Origin of the sequence: Micromonospora sp. NPDC049836, assembly GCF_044465125.1 — a bacterium.
Classification (GTDB): Bacteria; Actinomycetota; Actinomycetes; order Mycobacteriales; family Micromonosporaceae; genus Micromonospora.
In genome coordinates, this window is sequence record NZ_JBITLH010000006.1 from 118356 (window position 1) to 142072 (window position 23717).

Consider the following 23717-nt stretch of genomic DNA (forward strand, 5'->3'; position numbering starts at 1 on the left):
ACGGCTGCGGCAGCCGGACACCGCGGACGCGTCGTCATGCTGGTCGACAACGGCGTCAACGGTGACTCGCGGGTGCAGAAGGCCGCCCGCTCGGCCGCCGACGCGGGCTGGGAGGTCATCCTGCTCGGCCGCTCACCCGGCGGCCTACCGCAGACCTGGCAGCTCGGCCGGGCCGAGGTGCGGCTGCTGGCCATGCCCGACCCGCTCGCCCGCCGCCGGCACGAGTTCCGGCGGGCCTGGCTGCGCTGGCCGCTGGCGTACCCGCCGAGCGGCCTGGCCGCCCACCGCCAGCAGGCTGTCCGGGCCTGGCAGGCCGACCTGGCCGTGCGGGCCGCCCAGCTCGCGGTCGCCGACCCCGGCCAGCCCCGCCTCGCGCTGCGCCGCCGCGCGCTGCGCGCCGAGGAGGCCGCCGCGAAGGTCGCCGGCAAGTGGGTGTCGCTGCGGTACTGGATGCTCACCCAGGCCCGCCGCCGGCGCCGGTTCCGCAACCCGTGGGACCGGGCCTACACGCTGTTCTGGCAGGCCGTGCGCGGCGACCGCGCGTGGCGCCGGCTGGAGCCCGGCCTCTGGGACTACGAGCTGGCCTACGGGCCGGTGGTCGACGAGCTGCGACCGGACCTGATCCACGCCAACGACTTCCGGATGCTCGGGGTCGGCGCCCGCGCCAAGATCCGGGCCGCCGCCCGGGGCCGCGAGATCAAGCTGGTCTGGGACGCGCACGAGTTCCTGCCCGGCCTCAAGCCGTGGCAGGACAACGCCCGCTGGCTGCCCGCGCACGTCGCGCACGAGCGGGAGTACGCCCCGTACGCCGACGCGGTGATGACCGTCTCGGCCAGCCTGGCCGACCTGCTCCAGCGCCAGCACGGCCTGGCCACCCTGCCGGACGTGGTGCTGAACGCGCCCGCCGCCGAGCACGGCGAGCGGGTCACCGACGCTCCCGTGCCGGACCTGCGGGCGAGCTGCGGCGTGCGGCCCGACACGCCGCTGCTGGTCTACAGCGGCGCGGCCATGAAGCAGCGCGGGCTGGACATCATGGTCGAGGCGCTGCCGCAGCTGCCCGGGGTGCACGTGGCGCTGGTGGTCAACAAGCCCACCGGCCCGTACGTCGCCGGGGTGCTGGCCCGGGCGGCCCGGCTGGGCGTCGCCGACCGGGTGCACGCGCTGCCGTACGTGCCGCACTGGCAGGTGGTGCCGTTCCTGTCGGCGGCGGACGCCGGGGTCATCCCGATCCACCACTGGCCGAACCACGAGATCGCGCTGATCACCAAGTTCTTCGAGTACTCGCACGCCCGGCTGCCGCTGGTGGTCAGCGACGTGAAGACGATGGCCGGCACGGTGCGCGACACCGGCCAGGGCGAGGTGTTCCGGGCCGAGGACGTCGCGGACTACGTGCGGGCGGTCCGGGCGGTGCTCGCCGAACCGGACCGCTACCGGGCCGCGTACGACCGTCCGGGGCTGCTGGAGAGCTGGACCTGGGAGGCCCAGGCCGAGGTGATGGACGCGGTGTACCGCCGGCTGCTGCCGGAGCGGGCACCGGCCGGCCCGGCCCCCGGGGCGGCCGGCCGGGCGGACGAGGCGCAGCCGGCGGTCGGAGCCGGCACGTGACCCAGCCGGACGTCACCGTCATCACCGCCGTCTACAACACCATGCCGTACCTGACCCGCTGCCTGACCTCGCTGGTCGAGCAGAGCATCGGGCGGGACCGGCTGGAGGTCGTGGCGGTGGACGACGGCTCCACCGACGGCAGCGGCCGGGAACTGGACCGCTTCGCGCGCCTGCACCCCGGCACCGTCAAGGTCATCCACCAGGCCAACTCGGGCGGGCCGGCGCAGCCCAGCAACGTCGGGTTGGAGCACGCCACCGGCCGGTACGTCTTCTTCATCGGCTCCGACGACTACCTCGGGCCGGAGGCGCTGGAGCGGCTGGTCGACGCCGCCGACCGGTACGGCTCGGACGTCGTGCTCGGCCGTACCGTCGGGGTCAACAGCCGCTACATCCACCAGGCGATCTTCGCGGCCACCGAGCCGGACGTGGACCTCTTCGACTCCGCCCTGCCGTGGTCGCTGTCGAACACCAAGCTGTTCCGGCGCGAGCTGATCGAACGGCACGGGCTGCGCTACCCGGAGGACATGCCGGTCGGCAGCGACCAGCCGTTCACCATCGAGGCGTGCTTCCGGGCCCGGCGGATCTCGGTGCTCGCCGACTACGACTACTACTATGCGGTGCGCCGGCTGAACGCCCGCAACATCACCTACAAGAGCCGGCACCTGGAGCGGCTGCGCTGCGCCGAGGAACTCGTCCGGTTCGTGGCCGGACTGATCGAGCCCGGCAAGCGGCGCGACGCGGTGCTGCTGCGGCACTTCACCTGGGAGGTCGCCAAGCTCCTGGAGAACGACTTCCTGCTGCTGACGCGGGACGTCCAGGAGCAGGTGCGCGCCGGGGTCCGGGAGCTGGCCCGGCAGTACCTCACCGACGACATCCGGGACCGGCTCCCGGTCGAGGCCCGGGTCCGGCTCGGCGCGGCCCGCCACGGCGACCTCGACGACCTGCTGGCGGTGATCCGGCAGGACGCCGAGCTGGGCATCCCGCCGGCCGTGCTGGACGGCGACCGCTGGTACGCCGGCTATCCGGGGTTCCGGGATCCCCGGCTGGCCGTCCCGGACCCGTGGTTCGAGATCACCGACACGGTCGCCGACTGGCTGGCCCGGTTCGACACCGTCTCGGCCACCCTCGAGGGGGGCCGGGCCGGCGCCCGCGCGCTGCTGGTGACCGCCCGCAGCCCTCGCCCCGACCTCGCGGAACGCGCCTCCGACATCCGGCTCTGCGCCGGGGACGTCGCCGGTGTCACGCTCGCGGTCGACGCCGACGCCACCGGCACCACCGTCCGGGCCCGGATACCGTTGGGCCGGGTGCTGGCCACCGTCGCCCCCGGTGGCGAGCTGCGCATCGTCTCCGCCCAGGTGACCGCCCTCGGCGCCACCGGGTCGGCGGCGCTGCGCGGGCCACGCCGGCCGGTGCCGGTACGGTCCGTGGTGCGCCACGGCGCCCGGCTGCACGTCCTCACCACCACCACGAACCACAAGGGTCAGCTCGTGATCGCCGTAGCACCTGTGACGCCGCGCAGGCTGATGGCCCGCCTGCAGCGCAGGCTCCCACTAGGAGGAAAGTAGAAGTCATGAACATCTGCGTCGTCGCCCTCGGCAAGATCGGACTGCCGCTCGCCGTGCAGTTCGCGTCGAAGGGGCACCGGGTCATCGGAGCGGACGTCTCCGAGCGGGTCGTCACGCTGGTCAACGACGGCGCGGTGCCGTTCCCCGGCGAGACCGACCTGGACACCAAGCTCAAGGAGGCCGTCTCCGCCGGGCTGCTCTCCGCCACCACCGACACCGCCGCGGCGGTCGCCGAGGCCGAGGCGGTGGTCGTGGTCGTGCCGCTGTTCGTGGACGCCGACGGCGTGCCGGACTTCGGCTGGATGGACGACGCCACCCGGGCCATCGCCCGTGGGCTGCGGCCGGGCACCCTGGTCAGCTACGAGACCACCCTGCCGGTCGGCACCACCCGCAACCGCTGGGCGCCGATGCTGGAGGAGGGCTCCGGCCTGACCGCCGGCACCGACTTCCACCTGGTCTTCAGCCCGGAGCGGGTGCTCACCGGCCGGGTCTTCGCCGACCTGCGCCGCTACCCGAAGCTGGTCGGCGGCATCGACGAGGCGTCCGCCGAGCACGGTGTCCGCTTCTACGAGGCGGTGCTGGACTTCGACGAGCGGGCCGACCTCAACCGGGCCAACGGCGTCTGGGACCTCGGCTCGGCCGAGGCGTCCGAGCTGGCCAAGCTCGCCGAGACCACCTACCGGGACGTCAACATCGGCCTGGCGAACCAGTTCGCCCGGTTCGCCGACACCGTCGGCGTCGACGTCACCAAGGTGATCGAGGCCTGCAACACCCAGCCGTACAGCCACATCCACCAGCCGGGCATCGCGGTCGGCGGGCACTGCATCCCGATCTACCCGCGGATGTACCTCTGGAACGACCCGGCCGCCACCGTGGTGCGCTCGGCCCGCGAGGCCAACGCCGCCATGCCGGACTACGCCGTCGACCTGCTCGCCGCCGCGTACGGCGACCTGACCGGCGTGGGCGTGCTGGTGCTCGGGGCGGCCTACCGGGGCGGGGTGAAGGAGACCGCCTTCTCCGGGGTCTTCCCGACCGTCGAGGCGCTGCGCCAGCGGGGCGCCACCCCGTACGTCTCCGACCCGATGTACACCAACGACGAACTGGCCGCGCACGGCCTGCCCGGCTACGACGGCGAGCCGGTCGGCGCGGCGGTCATCCAGGCCGACCACGCCGAGTACCGCACCCTCGCCCCGGCCGACCTGCCGGGCGTGACGGTGCTGGTCGACGGCCGCCGGGTCACCGACCCGGCCCGCTGGACCGGCGTGCGCCGGGTGGTCATCGGCGGCTGATCCCGCCGCACGGACGCGGGCCCTGACCGGATCGGTCAGGGCCCGCGGTGTGTCGGCGGCCGGCCGGGGGAGCGAACTACCCGGCCGTGGCCGGGTACGGCAGCCCGGTCAGCCCTGGGTCAGCCCGGCCGGCGGGTTGTCGACGTCGCGGGAGACGACCTCGCCCTTCTCGTCGACCCAGCCCTTCGGCCGGGCCGGGTTGCCGGCCACCAGCTGGTACGGCTTGACGTCCTTGGTCACCACCGAGCCGGCGGCGATCATCGCGTACTCGCCGACCTCGATCCCGCAGACCAGGGTGGCGTTGGCGCCGATCGAGGCGCCCCGGCGGACCAGGGTCGGGGTGATCGTCCAGTCCGGGTTCTGGGCGCGCGGCCGGAAGTCGTTGGTGAACACCGCGCACGGGCCCACGAAGACCTCGTCCTCGATGGTCACCCCCTGGTAGACCGAGACGTTGTTCTGGATCTTCACCCGGTCGCCGACCGAGACGTTCGCGTCGACGTACACGTTGCGGCCGATGACACAGCCGGCGCCGATGTGCGCGCTCGACCGGATGTGGGCCAGGTGCCAGACCTTGGTGCCGTCGCCGACCTGGGCGCCGGCCTCCACGTCGGCCGTCGGGTGGACGAACACGGAGGCGGACCGGTCGTTGGTGTCAGTCATTGTCTACTCGCATCGTCGCGGGGCGCGCCGTCGCGCCGTCGGTTGCCGGGTGGACCGTGCCGGTCGTCCGGCGCGCCCCGCCCGGGCCAGGACCGCCCGGCCGCCCGGGAGGCGTCCCCCGTGCCGGCGCGGGCTGACGCAGCATAGCGAGCCGTCAGGGCAGCAGTTCGGCCACCGCGTCGGCGGCCGGCCGGTCCACCGGCAGCGGGTGCGCCGTCACCACCGCCTCGACCGGCAGCGGCGCGTACAGGTGCGGGAAGAGCGCCCCGCCGCGGGACGCCTCCCAGCGCAGCGCGTCGCCGAGCCGGTCCGGGTCCACCGCGAGCACGGTGAGGCCGGTGGCCCCGGCGAAGAACCGCCGGGCCGTCTCCACCACCTGGTCGGCCGCGGAGAGGTGGATGAAGCCGTCCTGCCGGTCCAGCTCCGTGCCGGTGAACCGGCCGGCCGCCCGGGCCTGCTCCCACTCGCCGGAGGAGAGGATCTTGTAGATCATCACCGCAGCCTAGCCCGGCGGTCCGGCGGAATCGCCCCGCTCACCGGGGTACGTCGAGGGCAGGCGACACCTCGGCGATGAACCGGTCCCAAGATCTTTTCGGGCCGATGTAGAAATCGGGTCCGCCCGTTCGATGACCTCCTGACGCGGCCGGTGCTTCGACCGGCCGGTGGTTCCGGGAGGTTGCCATGAAGACTGCGGTTCTCGACTCCCCGCGGCTGCGGGACGGCGCGGTACGCGGCGGGTGCACGCCGGCCGGGCGGGTCACCCGTTCGCTGCTCGGCTACGGCGTGCTGGCCGGTCCGCTCTATGTCGCGGTGTCGCTCGCGCAGGCCCTGACCCGTGACGGGTTCGACCTGACCAGGCACGACTGGAGCCTGCTGGCGAACGGGCCGGGCGGGTGGATCCAGTCGACGAACCTGATGCTGACGGGCGTGCTGGTGCTGGTCGCGGCCGCGGGACTGTGGCGGGCCGTCGGCCGTCCGGGGCGGGCAGCGGCGCTCCTGGTCGGGGCGTACGGGGTGGGCATGGTCGGGGCCGGCGTCTTCCGGGCCGACCCGATGTTCGGCTTCCCGCTGGGGACGCCGGACGGGGCACCGGCCCACCCGACGCCGCACGGCACGTTGCACCTGGTCTTCGGCGGGTTGGCGTTCGTCTGCCTGGCCGTGGCCTGTCTGCTGTCCGGCCGCCGGGCCGCCCGGGAGGATCGGCGCGGCCGCGCGCGGTGGTCCCGGATCTGCGGGGCCGGGGTGCTGGTCGGGTTCGCCGCCGCGGCGTCGGGCCAGCCGTGGGGCACCCTGGTGTTCACCGCCGGGGTGATCCTGGGCTGGGTGTGGTTGGCGGAATGGTCGGCGCGGGAGTTCGCCCGCGACGCTGCCGCGGACGCCGCCGCCGCCGCGCCGCGCTGACCCTGCCGCCGCCCCGCGCCGCCGCCGCGCCGCACCGCTGCGGATCGGGGGTCGGCCGGACCACCGGGGAACCGGCATCATCACCGACCAGGACTGAGATCTCACCAGGGAGCAGGTTGTGCGTTATCTCGTGTTGTTGAAGTCGAACGCGTCGACACCGCCACCGCCGGACCTGATGGAGGCGATCATGGCGCTCGGGGCGGAAGCCACCGCCGCCGGTGCGCTGCTGGACACCGCCGGATTGCAGCCCAGCGCGGCCGGTGCGCGGGTCGCGCTGGCCGGAGGCCAGCTCAGCGTCACCGACGGGCCGTTCGCCGAGTCGAAGGAGTTGATCAGCTACGCGCTGTACGACGTGCGGTCCCGCGCCGAGGCGACCGAGTGGACCAGCCGGTTCATGGCCCTGCACCGGGACCGGTGGCCGGGCTGGGAGGGCGAGGCCGACGTGCTGAAGGTCTTCGGCCCGGAGGACTTCGGCCCACCGGCGGCGGCTGACGGCGGCCGGCAGTCGGCGTGACGGACACCGGAGCGGCGATCGAGGCGGTCTGGCGGATCGAGTCCGGCCGCCTGATCGCCGCACTGGCCCGCCGGCTGGGCGACCTGGGCCTGGCCGAGGACCTGGCCCAGGACACCTTCGAGGTGGCGCTGCGGCGGTGGGCCGAGTCCGGGGTGCCGGAGAAGCCGGGCGCCTGGTTGATGGCGACGGCCAAGCACCTGGCCGTGGACCAGGTCCGGCGGAGCGTCACCTACGCCCGCAAACTCGCCGACGTCGGCCGGGAGATCGACCAGCGCCGGCTGGAGGACCCGATGAACCAGATGGACGAGGCCCTCGACGATCACATCCGGGACGACCTGCTGCGGCTGATCTTCACCGCGTGCCACCCGGTGAACTCCGCCGAATCGCAGATGGCGCTCACCCTGCGCGTGGTCGCCGGGCTGCGGACCGACGAGATCGCCCGCGCCTTCCTGGTGCCGGAGGCGACCATGGGTCAGCGGATCTCCCGGGCCAAGCGGGCGCTGACCGACAACCGGGTCGGCTTCGCACTGCCGAGCCGCGCGGAGCTTCCCGACCGGCTCCACGCGGTCCTCGGGATCATCTACCTGATCTTCAACGAGGGCTACACGGCCACCGCGGGCACCGACTGGACCCGCCCCGAACTGTGCGCCGACGCGATCCGGCTGGGCCGAATCCTGGCCGGCCTGCTGCCCGACGAACCCGAGGTCCACGGCCTGCTCGCCCTCATGCAGCTGCACGCCTCCCGGCTCCCGGCCCGTACGGACGCCGCCGGCGAGCCGGTGCTGCTCGGCGACCAGGACCGGCGCCGTTGGGACCGGCTGTCGATCCGGCAGGGCCTGGAATCGCTGGCCCGCGCCGAGCGGCTCGGTGGTGGCCCGTACACCGTGCAGGCCGCGATCGCCGCCTGCCACGCCCGGGCCCGATCCACCGCCGACACCGACTGGAAGCGGATCACCGCCTTCTACACGGTGCTCGCCCACGTGTCCCCGTCCCCGGTGGTGCTGCTCAACCGCGCGGTCGCCGTCGGCATGGCCGAAGGCCCCCAGCGCGGGCTGGACCTCGTCGCCGAACTCGCCGACGACAAGGCCCTGCGCGGCTACCCGCAACTGCCCGCCGTCCGCGCCGAACTGCTGGCCCGGCAGGGCCACCTGACCGCCGCCCGCCGGGAGTTCGAACAGGCCGCGCGGTTGAGCCGGAACGACAGCGAACGCCGCCTGTTCCTGCGCCGCGCCGCGGCGTGTGCCGACCAGACACCAACCCCCGAACCCGAAGAGGAGCACCCGCTCATGCGTTTCCGCGCCACCCTCCAGCTCGACGGCAGGACCGCCACCGGCATCGAGGTGCCCGCCCGGATCGTCGAGGCGCTGGGCGCCGGCAAACGGCCCCCGGTCGTCGTCCAGATCAACGGTCACACGTACCGGAGCACGCTCGGATCCATGGGCGGAGTGCACAAGCTGCCGGTCAGCGCCGAGCACCGCGCCGCCGCCGGAATCAGCGCCGGCGACGAGGTCGACGTCGAACTGCGGCTCGACGACCAGCCCCGCGAGGTCTCCGTACCCGACGACCTCGCCGCCGCACTGCGGGCCGACAGCGCGGCCGGTCGGGCGTTCGACGCCCTGTCGCCCAGCCGCCGCAGGGCGCTGATCCAGCAGCTCGAGGGCGCCAGGACCGCCGAGACCCGGCAGCGCCGGCTCGCCAAGGCGATCGAGGGACTCGGCCCGGCGTGAGGCGCCGACTCCGCGCCGCCGACGGGGCCGCCGCCCGCTGACCGGCAACCGCCCCCCTCCCGTCCCGCCGCCGCGTCTGCCACCATTCCAGGGCGACACGTCGAGCGGATGGGGGCACGGGTGCGGATCCTCCTGGTCGAGGACGATCGGCGGGTGGCGGCCGCCCTCTCGTCGGCGCTGACCCGGCGCGGCTACCAGGTCGAGCACGCGGCCACCGTCGAGGCGGCCCTCTCCGCCGCCCCCTGCGACCTGGTGCTGCTCGACCTGACCCTGCCCGACGGGGACGGCACCGACGTGTGCCGGGAGCTGCGCCGGCGCAGCAGCCAGCTCGGCATCATCGCGGTGACCGCCCGCGGCGAGGAACGCGACCGGGTGCTCGGCCTGCGGCTGGGCGCGGACGACTACGTGGTGAAGCCGTTCTCGATGGTGGAGTTGCAGGCCCGGATCGAGGCGGTGCTGCGCCGGGCCGCGCACACCGCGCCGGAGCGCAACCTGATCGAGGCCGGCCCGGTCCGCATCGACGTGGGCGGGCGGACGGTCACCGTCGCCGGCCGGGGCGTCACGCTGACCCGCAAGGAGTTCGACATCCTGCTCTCGCTGGCCCGGCAGCCCGGCGTCGCGGTGCCCCGGGAACGCATCCTGCTGGACGTCTGGGGCACCACCTGGGCCGACCGGCACACGGTGGAGGTGCACGTCGGCTCGCTGCGCGGCAAGCTCGGCGACCCGACGCTGGTGGAGACCGTACGCGGGGTCGGCTACCGGCTCCGCGGCGAGTGAGGAGCCCTCGGTGCGGCGCCGGCTGGTGATCAGCTACCTGCTGCTGATGGTGCTCGTGCTGCTCGCCCTGGAGACGCCGCTGGCCGCCACCCTCGCCACCCGGGAGACCGACCGGGTCCGCGCCGACCGGCTCGCCGACGCCACCCGGTTCGCCTCGCTGGCCGGCCCGGCGCTGCGCGGGGGCGGGCCCGGCCCGCTGGACGGGGAACTGGCCGCCTACGACGGGCTGTACGGCATCGGCGCGGCGGTGGTCGACCGGGACCGGCGTACCGTGGCCGCCTCGGCGAGCTGGGAGTTCGGCCCGCGCGCCGACGAGGCGCTGGACACCGCGCTGGCCGGGCAGCAGTCCAGCGGGCCGGAGTCGGTGTGGCCGTGGGGGGACGGGCCGCTGGTGGTGGCGGTGCCGATCAACGACGGCGGCGAGGTGCTGGGCGCCGTGGTCACCGCCACCCCGGCCGGCTCGGTACGCCGCACCATCGCCGCCTGGTGGCTGCTGCTCGCCGGCATCGGCCTGCTCGCCGTGCTGGCCTGCATCTCCACCGCGTTCGGGCTGGCCGGCTGGGTGCTGCGCCCGGTCACCGAGCTGGACGCGGTCACCCACGAGATCGCCGAGGGGCGCCGGACCGCGCGGGTGCGTCCCCGGCTCGGCCCGCCCGAGCTGCGCCGGCTCGCGACCAGCTTCAACCACATGGCCGACGCGGTCTCCGACGTGATGGACCGGCAGCGGGCCTTCGTCGCGCACGCCAGCCACCAGCTGCGCAATCCGCTGACCGCGCTGCGGCTGCGGGTCGAGGAGCTGGGGCCGAGCCTGACCGACGCCGACGGCCGTGCCGAGCACCGGCTGGCCCTGGAGGAGACCGACCGGCTGGCCACCGTGCTCGACGCGCTGCTCACCCTGGCCCGGGCGGAACGCGAGGAGAACCAGCGGGTCACCGTCGACGCCGCCGAGGTGGCCGCCTCCCGGGTGGCGGCCTGGCTGCCGCTGGCCCGGCACCGCGCGGTCGCGCTGCGGTTCGACACCGCCACCGCCCCGGCGTACGCCCGGACCGTGCCGACCGCGATCGACCAGGCCCTCGACGCGTTGATCGACAACGCGGTCAAGTTCAGCGGGGCCGGTGGCGAGGTGACGGTGACCGTGCGGGCGGCCGACGGTGGGGTCGCGCTGGCGGTGCGGGACACCGGCCCCGGCATGACGACCAGTCAGCTCGACCAGGCCACCGAGCGGTTCTGGCGGGCGCCCGACGCGCAGAACGTGGACGGGGTCGGGCTGGGCCTGACCATCGTGGCGGTGCTGGTCGACGCCTCCGACGGCCGGCTGGTGATGCGCCAGGCCGAGCCGCGAGGGCTGGTCGCCGAGCTGTGGTTCCCCGCCCCGGACGATCCGGCCCTAGACGATCCGGCCCTCGACGATCCGGCCCCGGACGAACCAGGCCCGGACGAACCGGCGCCGGACGAACCAGGCCCGGACGCACCGACCCTGGACGCACCGGCCCCGGACGGGCCCACCGCCGACGGGGAGCAGACCCCGCCGGGCGGCCCGGCGCGGGCACCGGTCGGCACCGGTTGAGGACGCCGGTCGGCACCGGTTGAGGGCGCCGGTCGGCACCGGCTGAGGGCGCCGGTGGGCACCGGCTGAAAGCGCCGGTGGGCACCGGCTGAGGGTGCCGGCCTCAGGGTTTGCTGGCGCGGTACCAGGCGGCCGCGCCGGGGTGCAGCGGCAGGGGAGCGGTGACGATCGCCGCGCGCGGACTCATCCGGCCGGCGGCCGGATGCGCGGCGGCCAGTTCCTCCCGGCGCTCCATCAGCAGCCGGGTCACGTCCCGCACCAGGGACTCCGGCAGGTTCGCCCGGACGATCAGGTAGTTCGGGTTCGCCACCGTGCTGACCGGATCGGTGCGGTACACCGAGGGCGGGATGTCCCGGGTCACGTAGACCTGCCCGTAGGCGCGGCGCAGCGGCTCGGTCCACTCGCCCAGGTCGACCATCCGCACGCTGGTCCGGCCGGCCAGCTCGGCGACGCCGCGCACCGGCAGGCCACCGGAGAAGAAGAACGCGTCGATCTGGCCGGCCCGCAGCGCGGCCACCGAGTCGTCCAGGCCGAGGTGCTGCTGGCGGACCCGGTCGCCGTCGAGCTCGGCCACCGCGAGCAGGCGCTGCACGGTGACCTCGGTGCCGGAACCGTCGGCGCCCACCGAGACCCGCCGGCCGCGCAGGTCGGCGAGGGTGCGTACCGGGCCGCCGGCTGTGGTGACCAGGTGCAGCAGGTCGTCGTAGACGCGGGCCACGGCGAGCACGGCGGGGTGCTCGGGGGCGCGCGGGGGCAGCACGTCGGCCTGGGTGAACCCCAGCTCCGCCGCGCCGGCGCCGACCAGCCGGACGTTCTGCGCGGACGCGGCGGTGACCTCCACGCTGGCGCGTACCCCGGGCAGCTCCCGGTTGAGGATGGCGGCCAGCGACTGGCCGAAGGCGTGGTAGACGGCGGTCGGGCTGCCCGTGGCGATCCGGATCGGGACCGGCTCGGTCGGCTCGTCCCGGCAGCTGGCCAGCGCGGCCAGGGCCGACCCGAGCAGGACGAGCAGCGCGAGCGGCGCGGCGACCCGGCGTCGTCCGGGCACGGACCAGTGTCGGCTCACGCGCTGCACTGTGCGCCGTGCACCGCCCGCCGCGCAAGCCCGGGCCGGGGTGGCGGGGCGGCACGGCCCCGCCGCAGCCACGCCACGGCCACCTCCTCCGGCACCGTGGCCTCGGCGTCGGCCCGGTGGCCGCCGCCGAGGTCCCCGGCGGGCGCCGGCGTACCGGCAGGTGGCCGGGGGAGCGGAGCCCCGGTCCCGGTGGGGGCCCCGCCCACCCGGAGCGGAGGGGTGCGCCCCGGCGGCGCGGTCGCGGGTGGCCGCCGGGCGCGGTTCAGCAGGCGGTCACGGGCGGGGCGAGCGTCGCGCTGTCCACGATCCGGGCCCGGTGCGGGCCGTTGGCGACGCTCACCACGAAACAACCGGCGCCCGGCCGCAGCATCGCCGGGACGTCCAGCAGGGCCGCGCCGCGCACCAGCACGGCGGCCAGGTCCCGGTCGGCCAGCCGGATGCCGAGACTGTGCCGGCGTACGTGCCGCCCGCCGGCCAGCAGCGCCGCCCGCCAGGCGGCGGCGGCCAGCCGGGGCCGCCACACCCGCCGGGCCGGTGAGGCTCCGGGCACCGGGCCGCCGAGCAGCTCCCGCCGGCCCTGCCGCCAGCCGGCCGCCAACAGCGTCGCGTACGCCGGCCGGTGCTCGCGCGGCACGGACAGCCGGTGCACCTCGTAGCGGCGGCGCAGCCCGCCGGTGGCCAGTTCGTGCTCGACCGGCACGGCGAGGCGGCCGAGCAGCTGCCGCAACCGGCGTGCCGCGTCCTCCCGGTTGAACTCGGCGACCCCGCCCCGGTACGTGTCGGCGCCCGGACGGCGCGGATCGGTGGCCGGCGGCGGGGTGCAGCGCAGCAGGCAGGCGACCTCGAACGCGTCGACCACGGTCGGCCAGTCCAGCGGCGGCGGGGTCGACGGCGGGCGGGGCCGGTCGAGCAGGGTCACGGGCTCGGGGGCCATCAGGTGCTCCTTGTCGACGTCGGGGTTCCCTTACGGTGGCCCCGCCGCCGCCGGGGCGGAACCGCTGCGCCCGAGCCTTGAGCAAAATTTGCGGCTACAGCTCCGTCACCACGACGTCGACCTGGCGCGGCCGGCCGGCCACCGGCGGCTGCTCCTCGACCTGGTACTTGAGCTCGCGCAGCGCCCCGACCAGGGCGGCGGCGGTGCGCGGCCGGGCCCCGGCGGTCAGCAGGTCCCGGACCAGCCGCCCCTTGGTGGCCTTGTTGAAGTGGCTGACCACCGAGCGGGCCGGCACCCCGTCGACCGCACGCTCGTGCAGCACCCGCACGGTGACGGTGCGCTCGGCCAGCGCGCCGCGCGGCGTCCAGGTGGCCGCGTACGCGCCGGAGCGCAGGTCCAGCACCGGCCCGGCGCCGGCGGCCGCCGCCATCGCCGGGGCGAGGGCCCGCCGCCAGTACGCCGACAGCGCCCCGACCCCCGGCAGCTTCGCCCCGATCGGGCAGCGGTACGGCGGGATCCGGTCGGTGAGCCGGACCGCGCCCCACAGGCCGGAGCTGATCAGCACGCTGCGGCGGGCCAGCCGGTCGGCCGTGGGCGGCAACGAGGCCAGGTCGAGCGCCTCGTACAGCACCCCGGTGTAGATCTTCGCGGCCGGCGCCGTGGCGGCCTGCCGCAGCCGGGCGTTGCGGCGCAGGTCGCCGCGCTGGCCCTCGCTGAGGCCCAGGGCGGCGCGGGCCGCCGCCTCGTCCGGCCCGGCGCAGAGCGCGACGAGGGCGGTCAGCACCTCGTCTCGGGCCGGGGTCAGCTCCGGCAGGGCCAGCCGGGACAGGTCCAGCCGCCGGCCGGCGCCGGCCTCGGCCTTCCCCTCGGACGGGGGCAGCAGGATGAGCACCGGCACAGATTACGGCCCCGGCTCAGCGCCACGGTCGCACGGCGCTCTCCGGGTGGTACACGCGATAGCCGCCGGCCTCGGCCACCACGGCGGCGTCGGCCCGGTCGCCGAGCAGCCGGCGCAGCCCTCGCTCCGCCGACGAGCCCACCGGCACCACGTACCCCGGCCGGGGTGCCCGCCCGACCCGCTTCCAGTACGCCGGGTAGCGGTTCTGCCCCGGGGTCAGGTTGCCGTCCAGCACCGCGCAGACCACCCGCTCGCCGGTGTTGAAGATCAACCGGTTGCAGGTCCAGTAGTCCGAGTAGACCTCGTGCAGGCCGGCTCGGCGGACCGCGCCGGCCAGCTCGCGGGCCTGCCGCTCCTCGGCGCGCAGCGACGGCGCGTCGGCGACGAACGCCACGGTGCCGGCGAGCGTGGCGGCGGCCAGCGCGACCAGCACCAGGGTGGCCAGGGCGCCGCCGAGCCGGGCCAGCATCCCGGCCGTGCCCCGCCAGGCGTACCGGGCGGCCAGCCAGAGCGGCCAGAGCACCACCGGCAGCGAGAGCTGCAGCACCGACAGGTAGCGGGCGTTGCCCAGCGGGTCGGTGGCCGACAGCGGGCTGCGGACGTACCCGAGCAGGGTGAGCACCGCCCCGACGACCAGCGCGAGGATCGCCACGGCCCGGACCCGCGCGGCCGGTTCCGCGGCCCGCCGGTAGGCGACCAGCCCGAGCCCGGCGGCGGCCAGCAGCAGCGGCGGATAGAGCAGCCCGAACCAGCCCGCCCAGCGGGCACAGCCGTCCATCGGGCAGAGGCCGGTCGCCAGCGGCACCCCCTCCAGCAGCCCGCCGTGCAGCCGCTCGGTGAGCGTCGGGGCCAGCCCGTCCTTGGTGCTGATCTCCCGGAACACCGACAGCGAGTCCTGCCCGTCCGGGGCGATCAGATTGTCCTTGATCATCGGGGCCAGGCCGATCAGGAACCCGCCCAGCAGCAGCACGCCCGGCCAGCCGACCAACTCCCGGGGCACCGCCCAGACCAGCACCAGCCCGGCCACCGCCAGGTAGGGCGCGATCAGCCAGTCGGACCAGAGCGCCACCCCGGCGAGCAGCCCGAACGCCCCGGTGGCCAGCCAGCGGTGCCGTAGCCGGTCGTCGGCCAGGGCCAGCGCGATCAGCAGCATGGCCAGGACCGCCGGCTTCACCTCCGGCCGGCCGCCCACCACGGTGAGCTGGTCCCGCACCACCCGCTCCGAGCCGAGCGCGAGCAGGCCCACCACGGCGGTGGCCAGCCAGGGGGAGAGAAGCCGGCGGGTCAGCCGGTACGCCAGCCAGAGGAACACCGCGTAGAGCAGCAGCAGCGGCAGCCGCAGCACCGGCCAGCTCGGCCCGGCGACCGCGAGCAGTGGCGCCGCCAGGTAGGACTCCAGCATGCCCATGTAACGCTGGCCGTACAGGAAGACGGGCCGCTCGTGGCCGGTGGCGATGTGCAGGGCGGCCAGGCCGAAGGTCGCCTCGTCGCTGTTCGAGGTGGGCAGGGTCAGCAGCGTCAGGACCAGCCGGTAGCCGACCCCGGCCACGCCGAGCAGCAGCGCCACCAGCGCCGGCCGGTCGAGCGTCGGACGCCGTCGCCTGGGGTCCCGCACTGGTGTCGACACGACCAACGCCCCCGTCGTCGCCTGCGACCGCAGTTTTTCACGGCGTCGGGCGGCGGCGGGGAGGATCCGCGCACTCCGCCCGGCCCCACTCGCGTGGCCGGGTCCCCCGGGTTGTGGCAGGGTGGCAGCGTGCCACCGACACCACCGGACCAACTGGCCGTGCCGCAGCTGCACCGGGCGGCGCGGATCGAGGACGCCGTGCACGGCCTGGTGGAGCGCCGGCTGCGCCGCACCGGATGGCAGGCCAACATCATCGCGTACGCCGGCTACGGCGCACCGGGCTGGGCGCGGGTGCTCTGCCGGGTGCTGCTCGGCCGCCCCGACACCCGCCAGCGGGGCCGGCTGGAGAAGGTCCGGGGCTGGCGCAGCTTCGCCACCCTGCCGGCCAAGTACGCCACCGTCACCATCGAGGCCGGCGGGGTACGCCGGGAGGTGACCGCCGACCGCAGCGGCTTCGTCGACACCGTCATCGAGGCCGACTTCACCCCCGGCTGGGGCTGTGTGCGGCTGAGCGTCCCCGACGCGGAGCCGGTGGACGCCCTGGTCCGGATCCTCGACCCGGATGTCCGGTTCGGCATCCTCTCCGACATCGACGACACGGTGATGGTGACCGCGCTGCCCCGGCCGCTGCTCGCCGCGTGGAACACCTTCGTCCTCGACGAGCACGCCCGGGCCGCCGTCCCCGGCATGGCCGTGCTGTACGAGCGGCTGGTCACCGCCCACCCCGGCGCGCCGGTCTTCTACCTCTCCACCGGCGCCTGGAACGTGGCGCCGACGCTGACCCGGTTCCTCTCCCGGCACCTCTACCCGGCCGGGCCGCTGCTGCTCACCGACTGGGGGCCGACCGCCGACCGGTGGTTCCGCAGCGGCCGGGAGCACAAGCGGGCCACCCTGGCCCGGCTGGCCCGGGAGTTCCCCGACGTGCGGTGGCTGCTGATCGGCGACGACGGGCAACACGACCAGGAGATCTACCGTGAGTTCGCGGCCGCCCACCCGGACAACGTGGCCGGGGTGGCGATCCGTCGGCTCTCGCCCACCCAGTCCGTGCTGGCCGGCAGCCTGCCCACGCCGCCGGACCGGCCCTCCGCCGGCCCGGTGGGGCAGAAGTGGCTCGCCGCGCCCGACGGCGCCGGCCTCTGGAAACTGCTCCGCGAGGCGGGTCTGGTCTGAGCCGGACGACGCCGGGCGGCCGGACGACGCCGGGCGGCCGGACGACGCCGGGCGGCCGGACGACGCCGGGCGGCCGGACGACGCCGGGCGGCCGGACGGCCGCAGGAAGTCGAGTGCGACCCGGCCCACCCCACGCGCCAGCCCCGGGCAGCGGCGCCGTCGTTCCCGCCACCCGGATGACCGGCGTCCGGCCCGCTGCGGCCCGTCGGGCTCGCCCGGCCGCTGCGGCCGGGGGTCCGTGACGGACGGTAGCGCCGTTCGCCGGGCAGAAAAGGTGAGAGCGATATGCCGCTGAGGCATAAATATGACTCAGCGGCATATCGGTGAGAAGTACTGCCTCCGCCTGGCCCGCGCCGCGCCGACGCGCGGTGCGCGGCGAGGTGCGGCGGGCGGCGAGGTGCGGCGGGCGGCGAGGTGCGGCGCGCGGCGAGGCAAGGGTGCCGGGTGCGCGGCGAGATGCGGTGCGGGGTCGGGGTCCGTCGGTGTGGCGTCAGTCGCGGCGCAGCCAGAGCACGCCCAGCGGCGGGACGCGCAGCGCCGCCGAGGCGGGCATGCCGTGCCAGGGGACGTCCTCGGCGTGCACCGCGCCGAGGTTGCCCACCCCGGACCCGCCGTAGTGGTGGGCGTCGGTGTTGAGCAGCTCGGTCCAGGCGCCGCCGGCCGGCAGGCCGACCCGGTAGCCCTCCAGCGGGAGGGCGGAGAAGTTCGCCACGCAGACCAGGGTCGCGCCGTCGGGGGCGATCCGGATGAACGAGACGGCGTTGTTGGCCACGTCGTCGCCGGCGATCCAGCGGAAACCGGCCGGTTCGGTGTCCTGCGCCCAGAGCGCCGGGGTGGCCCGGTAGATCCGGTTCAGGTCGCCGACCAGGCGTTGCACGCCGGCCCGGGCCGGGTCGTGGGTGAGGTACCAGTCGAGGCCGCGCTCCTCGCTCCACTCCCGGTCGTCGGCCAGCTCACAGCCCATGAAGAGCAACTGCTTGCCGGGATGCGCCCACATGTACGCGAGCAGCGCGCGCACGTTCGCCAGCCGCTGCCAGGTGTCGCCGGGCATCTTGCCGGCCAGCGAGCCCTTGCCGTGCACCACCTCGTCGTGGCTGATCGGCAGCACGTAGTTCTCGCTCCAGGCGTACGCCAGGGAGAAGGTGAGCTGATGGTGGTGGTGCTGCCGGTAGATCGGGTCCTTCGAGGTGTAGAGCAGGGTGTCGTGCATCCAGCCCATGTTCCACTTGAAGCCGAAGCCGAGCCCGCCGGAGCTGGTCGGCTTGGTCACCCCCGGCCAGGCGGTGGACTCCTCGGCGACCATGACCGCGCCGGGGTGGTGCCGGTAGACGGTGGCGTTGACCTCCTGGAGGAGCGCGATGGCCTCCAGGTTCTCCCGGCCGCCGTGCACGTTGGGCGCCCACTGCCCCTCCTGGCGGGAGTAGTCCAGGTAGAGCATCGAGGCGACCGCGTCGACGCGCAGTCCGTCGACGTGGAACTGGTCGAGCCAGTAGAGCGCGTTCGCGACCAGGAAGTTGCGCACCTCCCGGCGGCCGAAGTCGAAGACGTAGGTGCCCCAGTCGGGGTGCTCGCCGCGGCGCGGGTCGGGGTGCTCGTAGAGGGGGGTGCCGTCGAAGCGGGCGAGGGCCCACTCGTCCTTCGGGAAGTGCGCCGGCACCCAGTCGAGGATCACCCCGATGCCGGCCTGGTGCAGCCGGTCGACGAGGTGACGGAAGTCGTCGGGGTCGCCGAAGCGCGCGGTCGGGGCGTAGTAGCCGGTGACCTGGTAGCCCCAGGAGCCGCCGAACGGGTGCTCCATCACCGGCAGGAACTCCACGTGGGTGAAGCCCAGCTCGGTGACGTACGCGGTGAGCTGCTCGGCCAGCTCCCGGTAGCCGAGGCCGGGCCGCCAGGAGCCGAGGTGCACCTCGTACACGCTCATCGGCTCCTGGTGCGCCTGGCGCCGGGCCCGCCGCGCGAGCCAGTCGCCGTCGTGCCACTCGTACGCCGAATGGTGCACCACCGACGCGGTGGCCGGCGGCAGCTCGGTCCGGGCGGCGAGCGGGTCGGCCTTGTCCCGCCAGTGCCCGTCGGCGCCGAGCACCCGGTACTTGTACCGGCTGCCCACGGACGCGCCCGGCACGAAGATCTCCCACACCCCGCTGGAGCCGAGCGAGCGCATCGGCCAGCCGTCGTCGGGCCCCCAGCCGGTGAAGTCGCCGACCACGCGCACGCCGCGGGCGTTGGGCGCCCAGACGCTGAACGCCACCCCCTCGTCGAAGACCCGGGCGCCGAGCGCCTCCCAGAGCCGCTCGTGCCGGCCCTCGCCGATCAGGTGCAGGTCCAGCTCGCCCAGGGTGGGCGGGTAGCGGTAGGGGTCGTCGTGCGGGGCGCCGTCGACCTCGATCCGGTAGTCGAGCACCTCGCCGGGGAGCACGGCCTCGAAGACGCCGATGTCGTGCACCCGCTTCATCGGGTGCCGGTCGCCGTCGACCAGCACGGCCACGTCGGCCGCGCCCCGGCGCAGGGTCCGGATGGTGGTGTGCCCGTCGGCGGGGTGCGCGCCGAGCACCGCGTGCGGGTCGTGCGCCTCGCCGGCGATCAGCTGGTCCATCGTGCGTCGTCCTTCGCGGCCGGTGCGGTCGGTGCGGTGCCGCCGGAGAGGTCGGCGGGTACGTCCTCGACGGTCAGGTCGGGCGCTGCCGGGGGCGGCGCCTCGGCGGCGGCGGGCGGGGCCGGCCGCCGCACGGTGAGCACGTGCGCAGGTTGCAGGTAGGGGTCGAGCCGGACGGCGTTGCGCTGCCCCCAGTCGTAGCTGGTCCCGGTCAGCTCGTCGTGCACGGTGAACCGCTCGTGCCAGTCGAAGCCGAGGGCCGGCATGTCCAGCGTGGTGTTGCCCCACTGCACGGCGCGCGAGTCGAACGAGCAGACCACGATGACCGTGTTGCCGGTGTCCGGGTCGTGTTTGGACCAGCAGAGCAGCGCCGGGTTGTCGATCTCGTGGAAGTGCAGGTTGCGCAGCTGGTGCAGGGCGGGGTTGGCGCGGCGGACCCGGTTCAGGGTGGCGATGAACGGGGCCAGGGAGCGGCCCTGCTCCTGCGCCCCGGCCCAGTCGCGGGGGCGCAGCTCGTACTTCTCGTTGTCCAGGTACTCCTCGGCGCCCGGCCGGGCGACGTGCTCGAACAGCTCGTAGCCGGCGTACATGCCCCAGGAGGGGGAGAGCAGCGCGGCCAGCACCGCCCGGATCTTGAACATCGGCGGGCCGCCGTGCTGCAACGACTCGTGCAGGATGTCCGGGGTGTTGGGCCAGAAGTTGGGCCGCATGTGGTCGGCCGCCGCGACCAGCTCCGCGCAGTACGCCCGCATCTCCGCCGCCGTCGTGCGCCAGGTGAAATAGGTGTACGACTGGGTGAAGCCGATCTTGCCGAGCCCGTGCATGATCGCCGGGCGGGTGAACGCCTCGGCCAGGAAGAGCACGTCCGGGTCGACCTTCTTGACCTCCCCGATCAGCCAGTGCCAGAAGTCGAACGGCTTGGTGTGCGGGTTGTCGACCCGGAAGATCTTGATGCCCTCGCCGACCCAGTGCAGCACCACCCGCAGGATCTCCGCCCGGATGCCCTCGGGGTCGTTGTCGAAGTTCAGCGGGTAGATGTCCTGGTACTTCTTCGGCGGGTTCTCCGCGTACGCGATGCTGCCGTCGGCCCGGGTGGTGAACCACTCCGGGTGCGCGGTCACCCACGGGTGGTCGGGGGCGCACTGCAACGCCAGGTCCATCGCCACCTCCAGGCCGTGCTCGGCGGCGGCGGCGACGAAGTCGCGGAAGTCCTCCGGCGTACCCAGCTCGGGGTGGATGGCGTCGTGGCCGCCCTCGGCGGCGCCGATCGCCCACGGCGAGCCGACGTCGTCCGGGCCGGCGGTGAGCGCGTTGTTGCGGCCCTTGCGGTTGACCCGCCCGATCGGGTGGATCGGCGGCAGGTAGAGCACGTCGAAGCCCATCTCCGCGACGCCGGGGAGGCGCTCCATCGCGGTGGCGAAGGTGCCGGACCGGGCGGGCGCGTCCACGGTGGCCGGGATCGCGCCCTCGGAGCGGGGGAAGAACTCGTACCAGGCGGAGAAGAGCGCCCGGGGGCGGTCCACCCAGAGCTGGTGCTCCTCGCCGGTGGTGACCAGTTCGCGCACCGGGTGGTCCCAGAGCAGCGGGGCCAGGTCGAGCGCGGGGCCGACCCGGCGGGGCAGGTCGAGGTCGGTGTCGGCCAGCGCGTCCAGCGCCGCCCGGATCCGTTTCCGGTCGGCCGGCTCGACGAGTTCGAGGGCCGCGGTCAGCACCCGGGCCCCCTCGGCCAGGTCGTTGGCCAGCTCGGCCGGGCCCTGGCCGGCGGCGACCTTCTTGGTGACCGCGTTCTGCCAGGTCAGGTACGGGTCCTGGAACGCCTCCACGGCGAACCGCCAGGTCCCCACGGCGTCCGGGCGGATGGTGGCGTGCCAGCGGTCCTGGCCGGGCTCGCCGGGGCGCATCCGGGTGAACGGGCGGGCCGCGCCGTCCGGGCCGAGCCAGACCACGTTGCAGCCGAGCGCGTCGTGCCCCTCACGGTAGGCGCGGGCCGACACGGGCACCGGTTCGCCGACCACCGCCTTGGCCGGGTAGCGACCGCAGGCGACGACAGGAGAGACGTCTTCGATCGGGAACCGTCCAGTCACCGGTTCAACCTACTGCCCGAGATCCTCTCGCGCTCGGCTGCACCCAGATCCCCGGCACCGCCCTCGGCGCGCCCGAGCGCGCGTCCCGGCGGTCGCCGTCGCGCGCGAACGGCCGCGTCGGCGGGGAGCCATCAGTCCGCCCGGCGCGCCACGAACACGAACTCCCGCCCGGGGCGGTCGGGTGCCTCCCGCACGTCGACCGTCCGGTAGCCGCTGGCGGCCAGGCTCGCCTCGACCTCGTCCCGGTCGCGGAACCGCAGCGTCGAGTCCGACGTGACGACCGCGCCGTCGGCCAGGAACCGGTACGTGTACCGGAAGGACACCAGCGGCAGTGCGACAGCGGTCACCTCGAGCCGCCGTCGCACCGGCCCGACCCCCGGCACGTCTCGGGTGACCGGCGCGGTGTCCGCCGCCCACTCCTCCCACGCGCGCCGCTCGGGACGCCGGGTCTCGAACACGAGGTGGCCGCCCGGCCGCAGGGCGTCGTGCACGCCCCGCAGGGTGCGCGCCCAGTCGTCGTCGGTGCAGAAGACCTGGGCCACGTTCCCGGTCATCGTGGCCAGATCGGCGTGCAGCGGCGGCAGCGTCGTGGCGTCGCCGGGCAGCCAGCGGACCCGACCCGCCGGATCCTTCGCCCGCGCGACCGCCAGGGACGCCTCGGCCGGGTCGACGCCCACGACGGTGCGGCCGTGGCGGGCGAGCAGCAGAGCCAGGTTCCCGGTCCCACACCCGACGTCGAGCACCACCCGCGCGCCCACCTCGTCGGCGACCGCGAGGTACGCGGCCAGGTCGTCCCGGTCGCCGTCGAACGCGTCGTAGACCGGCGCGAGACGAGGGTGGGCGAAGATCGCATCCGGCACCCGGGGACTGTATCCGGCGGCCGGCGTGATCGGGTGTCGTGCCGTCGCCGAGGTCGTGTGTCGACCGGACCGGTGTTGAGCAGCCGGGCGAGCGGCGTCGAAGCGCGCCCACGGCCGGGGCGGACCCGCGTCGAACCGCGGTCAGCCGGCGGCGCCCACCGACCGGTACACGTCCAGCGTGCGCTGCGCGATGGCGTCCCAGGAGAAGTGCTCCACCGCCCGGCGGCGGCCGGCGAGACCGAACTCCTCGGCCCGCTTCGGCTCGGCCAGCAGGTCGTTGATCGTCGCCGCCAGGTCGGCCACGAACCGCGCCGGATCCAGCGGTCGGCCGCTGCCGTCGGCGGCCTGCTCGATCGGCACCAGCAGGCCGGTCTCGCCGTCGGCGACCACCTCGGGGATGCCGCCGGTGGCGGTGGCCACCACGGCCGTCTCGCAGGCCATCGCCTCCAGGTTGACGATGCCCATCGGCTCGTACACCGACGGGCAGACGAAGATCGTGGCGTGGGTGAGCACCTGGATCACCTCGGGCTTGGGCAGCATCTCGGCGATCCACACCACCCCGGAGCGGTTCGCCCGCAGCTCGGCGACCAGAGCTTCCACCTCGGTGGCGATCTCCGGGGTGTCGGGGGCGCCGGCCAGCAGCACGAGCTGGGTGTCGGCGGGCAGCTCGCGGGCCGCGCGCAGCAGGTACGGCAGGCCCTTCTGCCGGGTGATCCGGCCGACGTAGACCACGCTCGGACGGGCCGGGTCGATGCCGAGCCGGTCCAGCACGTCGGTGCCCGGGTCCGGGGCGTACTGGGCGGTGTCGATGCCGTTGTAGACCACCCGCACCCGGTCCGGGTCGATGCCCGGGTACGCGGACAGCACGTCGCGGGCCATCCCGGCGCTGACCGCGACGATCGCGTCGGCGGCCTCGAACGCGGTCCGCTCGCACCAGGAGGAGAGGGCGTAGCCGCCGCCGAGCTGCTCGGCCTTCCACGGGCGCAGCGGCTCCAGGCTGTGCGCGGTCACCACGTGCGGCACCCCGTGCAGCAGCTTCGCGGTGTGCCCGGCCAGGTTGGCGTACCAGGTGTGGCTGTGCACCACGTCGGTGCCGGCGGCCCCGGCGGCCATCTCCAGGTCCACGCCCATGGTGCGCAGCGCGGCGTTCGCGCCGGCCAGCGCGGCCGGCTCGGCGTACGCGGTGACGCCCGGCTCGGTGCGGGGCGCGCCGAAGCAGTGCACCCGCACGTCGGCGAGCCGGCGCAGCTCGCGGGCCAGGTACTCGACGTGCACCCCGGCGCCGCCGTAGACCTCCGGTGGATACTCCCGGGTGAGCAGGTCCACGCGCAGCCGTGCCGAAGACGTCATGACCGGCACCCTAGTGCAGTT

18 protein-coding genes and 1 pseudogene are annotated in these 23717 nt (G+C 75.0%); 9 read left to right on the plus strand and 10 right to left on the minus strand.

Annotated features, from left to right (window positions below):
- Window positions 1-36 precede the first annotated feature (36 nt).
- Genes ACIBPB_RS17960 through ACIBPB_RS17970 form a run of 3 tightly spaced genes read left to right on the plus strand, consistent with a single transcriptional unit; the run spans window position 37 to window position 4459 of the window.
- Complete coding sequence (locus tag ACIBPB_RS17960) at window positions 37-1605, plus strand: glycosyltransferase family 4 protein (protein ID WP_396840699.1); 1569 nt, start codon at window positions 37-39, stop codon at window positions 1603-1605.
- The gene (locus tag ACIBPB_RS17965; RefSeq protein ID WP_396840700.1) at window positions 1602-3170 is read left to right on the plus strand and encodes a glycosyltransferase family 2 protein; all 1569 of its coding nucleotides are present in this window, start codon (window positions 1602-1604) and stop codon (window positions 3168-3170) included. The genes ACIBPB_RS17960 and ACIBPB_RS17965 overlap by 4 nt, the downstream gene beginning before the upstream one ends.
- 5 nt (window positions 3171-3175) lie before the next feature.
- Entirely contained in the window at window positions 3176-4459 is a 1284-nt protein-coding gene (locus tag ACIBPB_RS17970; protein ID WP_396840701.1) for a nucleotide sugar dehydrogenase, read from the plus strand.
- Window positions 4460-4567: 108 nt separating this feature from the next.
- Here the strand turns inward: ACIBPB_RS17970 and ACIBPB_RS17975 are convergent, their stop codons facing one another.
- Window positions 4568-5119 (minus strand): acyltransferase, encoded by a 552-nt coding sequence (locus tag ACIBPB_RS17975; protein WP_357318091.1) that lies wholly within the window; start codon window positions 5117-5119, stop codon window positions 4568-4570.
- A 154-nt stretch (window positions 5120-5273) separates the two neighbouring features.
- Entirely contained in the window at window positions 5274-5612 is a 339-nt protein-coding gene (locus tag ACIBPB_RS17980) for a DUF952 domain-containing protein (RefSeq protein ID WP_396840702.1), read from the minus strand.
- Between the two features lie 188 nt (window positions 5613-5800).
- On the opposite strand from ACIBPB_RS17980, the gene ACIBPB_RS17985 reads away from it, so the two are divergent.
- The 5 genes and pseudogenes from ACIBPB_RS17985 to ACIBPB_RS18005 form a co-directional block, all read left to right on the plus strand.
- Entirely contained in the window at window positions 5801-6520 is a 720-nt protein-coding gene (locus ACIBPB_RS17985; protein ID WP_396840703.1) for a DUF998 domain-containing protein, read from the plus strand.
- 118 nt (window positions 6521-6638) lie between these two features.
- Window positions 6639-7034: a YciI family protein gene (locus ACIBPB_RS17990; RefSeq protein ID WP_396840704.1), complete on the plus strand. Its 396-nt coding sequence runs from the start codon at window positions 6639-6641 to the stop codon at window positions 7032-7034.
- Window positions 7031-8761: a DUF6596 domain-containing protein gene (locus ACIBPB_RS17995; RefSeq protein WP_396840705.1), complete on the plus strand. Its 1731-nt coding sequence runs from the start codon at window positions 7031-7033 to the stop codon at window positions 8759-8761. The genes ACIBPB_RS17990 and ACIBPB_RS17995 overlap by 4 nt, the downstream gene beginning before the upstream one ends.
- A 108-nt stretch (window positions 8762-8869) precedes the next feature.
- On the plus strand, window positions 8870-9538 hold the full coding sequence (locus ACIBPB_RS18000) for a response regulator transcription factor (RefSeq protein ID WP_396840706.1): 669 nt from the start codon (window positions 8870-8872) through the stop codon (window positions 9536-9538).
- 10 nt (window positions 9539-9548) lie between these two features.
- Window positions 9549-10958 (plus strand): annotated as a pseudogene (locus ACIBPB_RS18005) (sensor histidine kinase); the annotation flags it as partial.
- A gap of 250 nt (window positions 10959-11208) precedes the next feature.
- On the opposite strand, the gene ACIBPB_RS18010 reads toward ACIBPB_RS18005, so the two are convergent.
- The 4 genes from ACIBPB_RS18010 to ACIBPB_RS18025 form a co-directional block, all read right to left on the minus strand.
- Window positions 11209-12180 (minus strand): TAXI family TRAP transporter solute-binding subunit, encoded by a 972-nt coding sequence (locus ACIBPB_RS18010; protein ID WP_396840707.1) that lies wholly within the window; start codon window positions 12178-12180, stop codon window positions 11209-11211.
- A 262-nt stretch (window positions 12181-12442) separates the two neighbouring features.
- On the minus strand, window positions 12443-13114 hold the full coding sequence (locus ACIBPB_RS18015) for a hypothetical protein (RefSeq protein WP_396840708.1): 672 nt from the start codon (window positions 13112-13114) through the stop codon (window positions 12443-12445).
- 94 nt (window positions 13115-13208) lie between these two features.
- Complete coding sequence (gene yaaA, locus ACIBPB_RS18020; protein WP_396840709.1) at window positions 13209-14012, minus strand: peroxide stress protein YaaA; 804 nt, start codon at window positions 14010-14012, stop codon at window positions 13209-13211.
- A gap of 16 nt (window positions 14013-14028) precedes the next feature.
- Complete coding sequence (locus tag ACIBPB_RS18025) at window positions 14029-15639, minus strand: hypothetical protein (RefSeq protein WP_396840710.1); 1611 nt, start codon at window positions 15637-15639, stop codon at window positions 14029-14031.
- Between the two features lie 129 nt (window positions 15640-15768).
- Between ACIBPB_RS18025 and ACIBPB_RS18030 the strand changes: the two genes are divergently transcribed.
- Window positions 15769-16809, plus strand: a complete 1041-nt coding sequence (locus ACIBPB_RS18030) for a phosphatase domain-containing protein (protein WP_357318114.1) — start codon at window positions 15769-15771, stop codon at window positions 16807-16809.
- A 490-nt stretch (window positions 16810-17299) separates the two neighbouring features.
- Here ACIBPB_RS18030 and glgB read toward each other — a convergent pair whose 3' ends face one another.
- From glgB to glgA, 4 genes are all read right to left on the minus strand, one after another.
- Window positions 17300-19402 carry a 1,4-alpha-glucan branching protein GlgB gene (gene glgB, locus ACIBPB_RS18035; protein WP_396840711.1) on the minus strand — a complete coding sequence of 701 codons (2103 nt, stop codon included), beginning with the start codon at window positions 19400-19402 and terminating at the stop codon, window positions 17300-17302.
- A complete protein-coding gene (locus tag ACIBPB_RS18040) occupies window positions 19390-21486 on the minus strand; it encodes a maltotransferase domain-containing protein (protein ID WP_396840712.1) in 2097 nt (698 codons plus the stop codon). The genes glgB and ACIBPB_RS18040 overlap by 13 nt, the downstream gene beginning before the upstream one ends.
- A 131-nt stretch (window positions 21487-21617) precedes the next feature.
- Window positions 21618-22346, minus strand: coding sequence for a class I SAM-dependent methyltransferase (locus ACIBPB_RS18045; RefSeq protein ID WP_396840713.1), 729 nt, complete (start codon window positions 22344-22346; stop codon window positions 21618-21620).
- A gap of 141 nt (window positions 22347-22487) precedes the next feature.
- Entirely contained in the window at window positions 22488-23696 is a 1209-nt protein-coding gene (gene glgA, locus ACIBPB_RS18050) for a glycogen synthase (protein WP_396840714.1), read from the minus strand.
- Window positions 23697-23717 lie beyond the last annotated feature (21 nt).

Excerpts from the sequence above, each read along its gene's own strand:
- ACIBPB_RS17960 (WP_396840699.1), top strand. The coding sequence starts at position 37 with ATGCTGGTCGACAACGGCGTCAACGGTGACTCGCGGGTGCAGAAGGCC.
- ACIBPB_RS17970 (WP_396840701.1), top strand. The coding sequence starts at position 3,176 with ATGAACATCTGCGTCGTCGCCCTCGGCAAGATCGGACTGCCGCTCGCC.
- ACIBPB_RS17975 (WP_357318091.1), bottom strand. The coding sequence starts at position 5,119 with ATGACTGACACCAACGACCGGTCCGCCTCCGTGTTCGTCCACCCGACG.
- ACIBPB_RS17980 (WP_396840702.1), bottom strand. The coding sequence starts at position 5,612 with ATGATCTACAAGATCCTCTCCTCCGGCGAGTGGGAGCAGGCCCGGGCG.
- ACIBPB_RS17985 (WP_396840703.1), top strand. The coding sequence starts at position 5,801 with ATGAAGACTGCGGTTCTCGACTCCCCGCGGCTGCGGGACGGCGCGGTA.
- ACIBPB_RS18000 (WP_396840706.1), top strand. The coding sequence starts at position 8,870 with ATGGGGGCACGGGTGCGGATCCTCCTGGTCGAGGACGATCGGCGGGTG.
- ACIBPB_RS18015 (WP_396840708.1), bottom strand. The coding sequence starts at position 13,114 with ATGGCCCCCGAGCCCGTGACCCTGCTCGACCGGCCCCGCCCGCCGTCG.
- glgB (WP_396840711.1), bottom strand. The coding sequence starts at position 19,402 with ATGGACCAGCTGATCGCCGGCGAGGCGCACGACCCGCACGCGGTGCTC.
- glgA (WP_396840714.1), bottom strand. The coding sequence starts at position 23,696 with ATGACGTCTTCGGCACGGCTGCGCGTGGACCTGCTCACCCGGGAGTAT.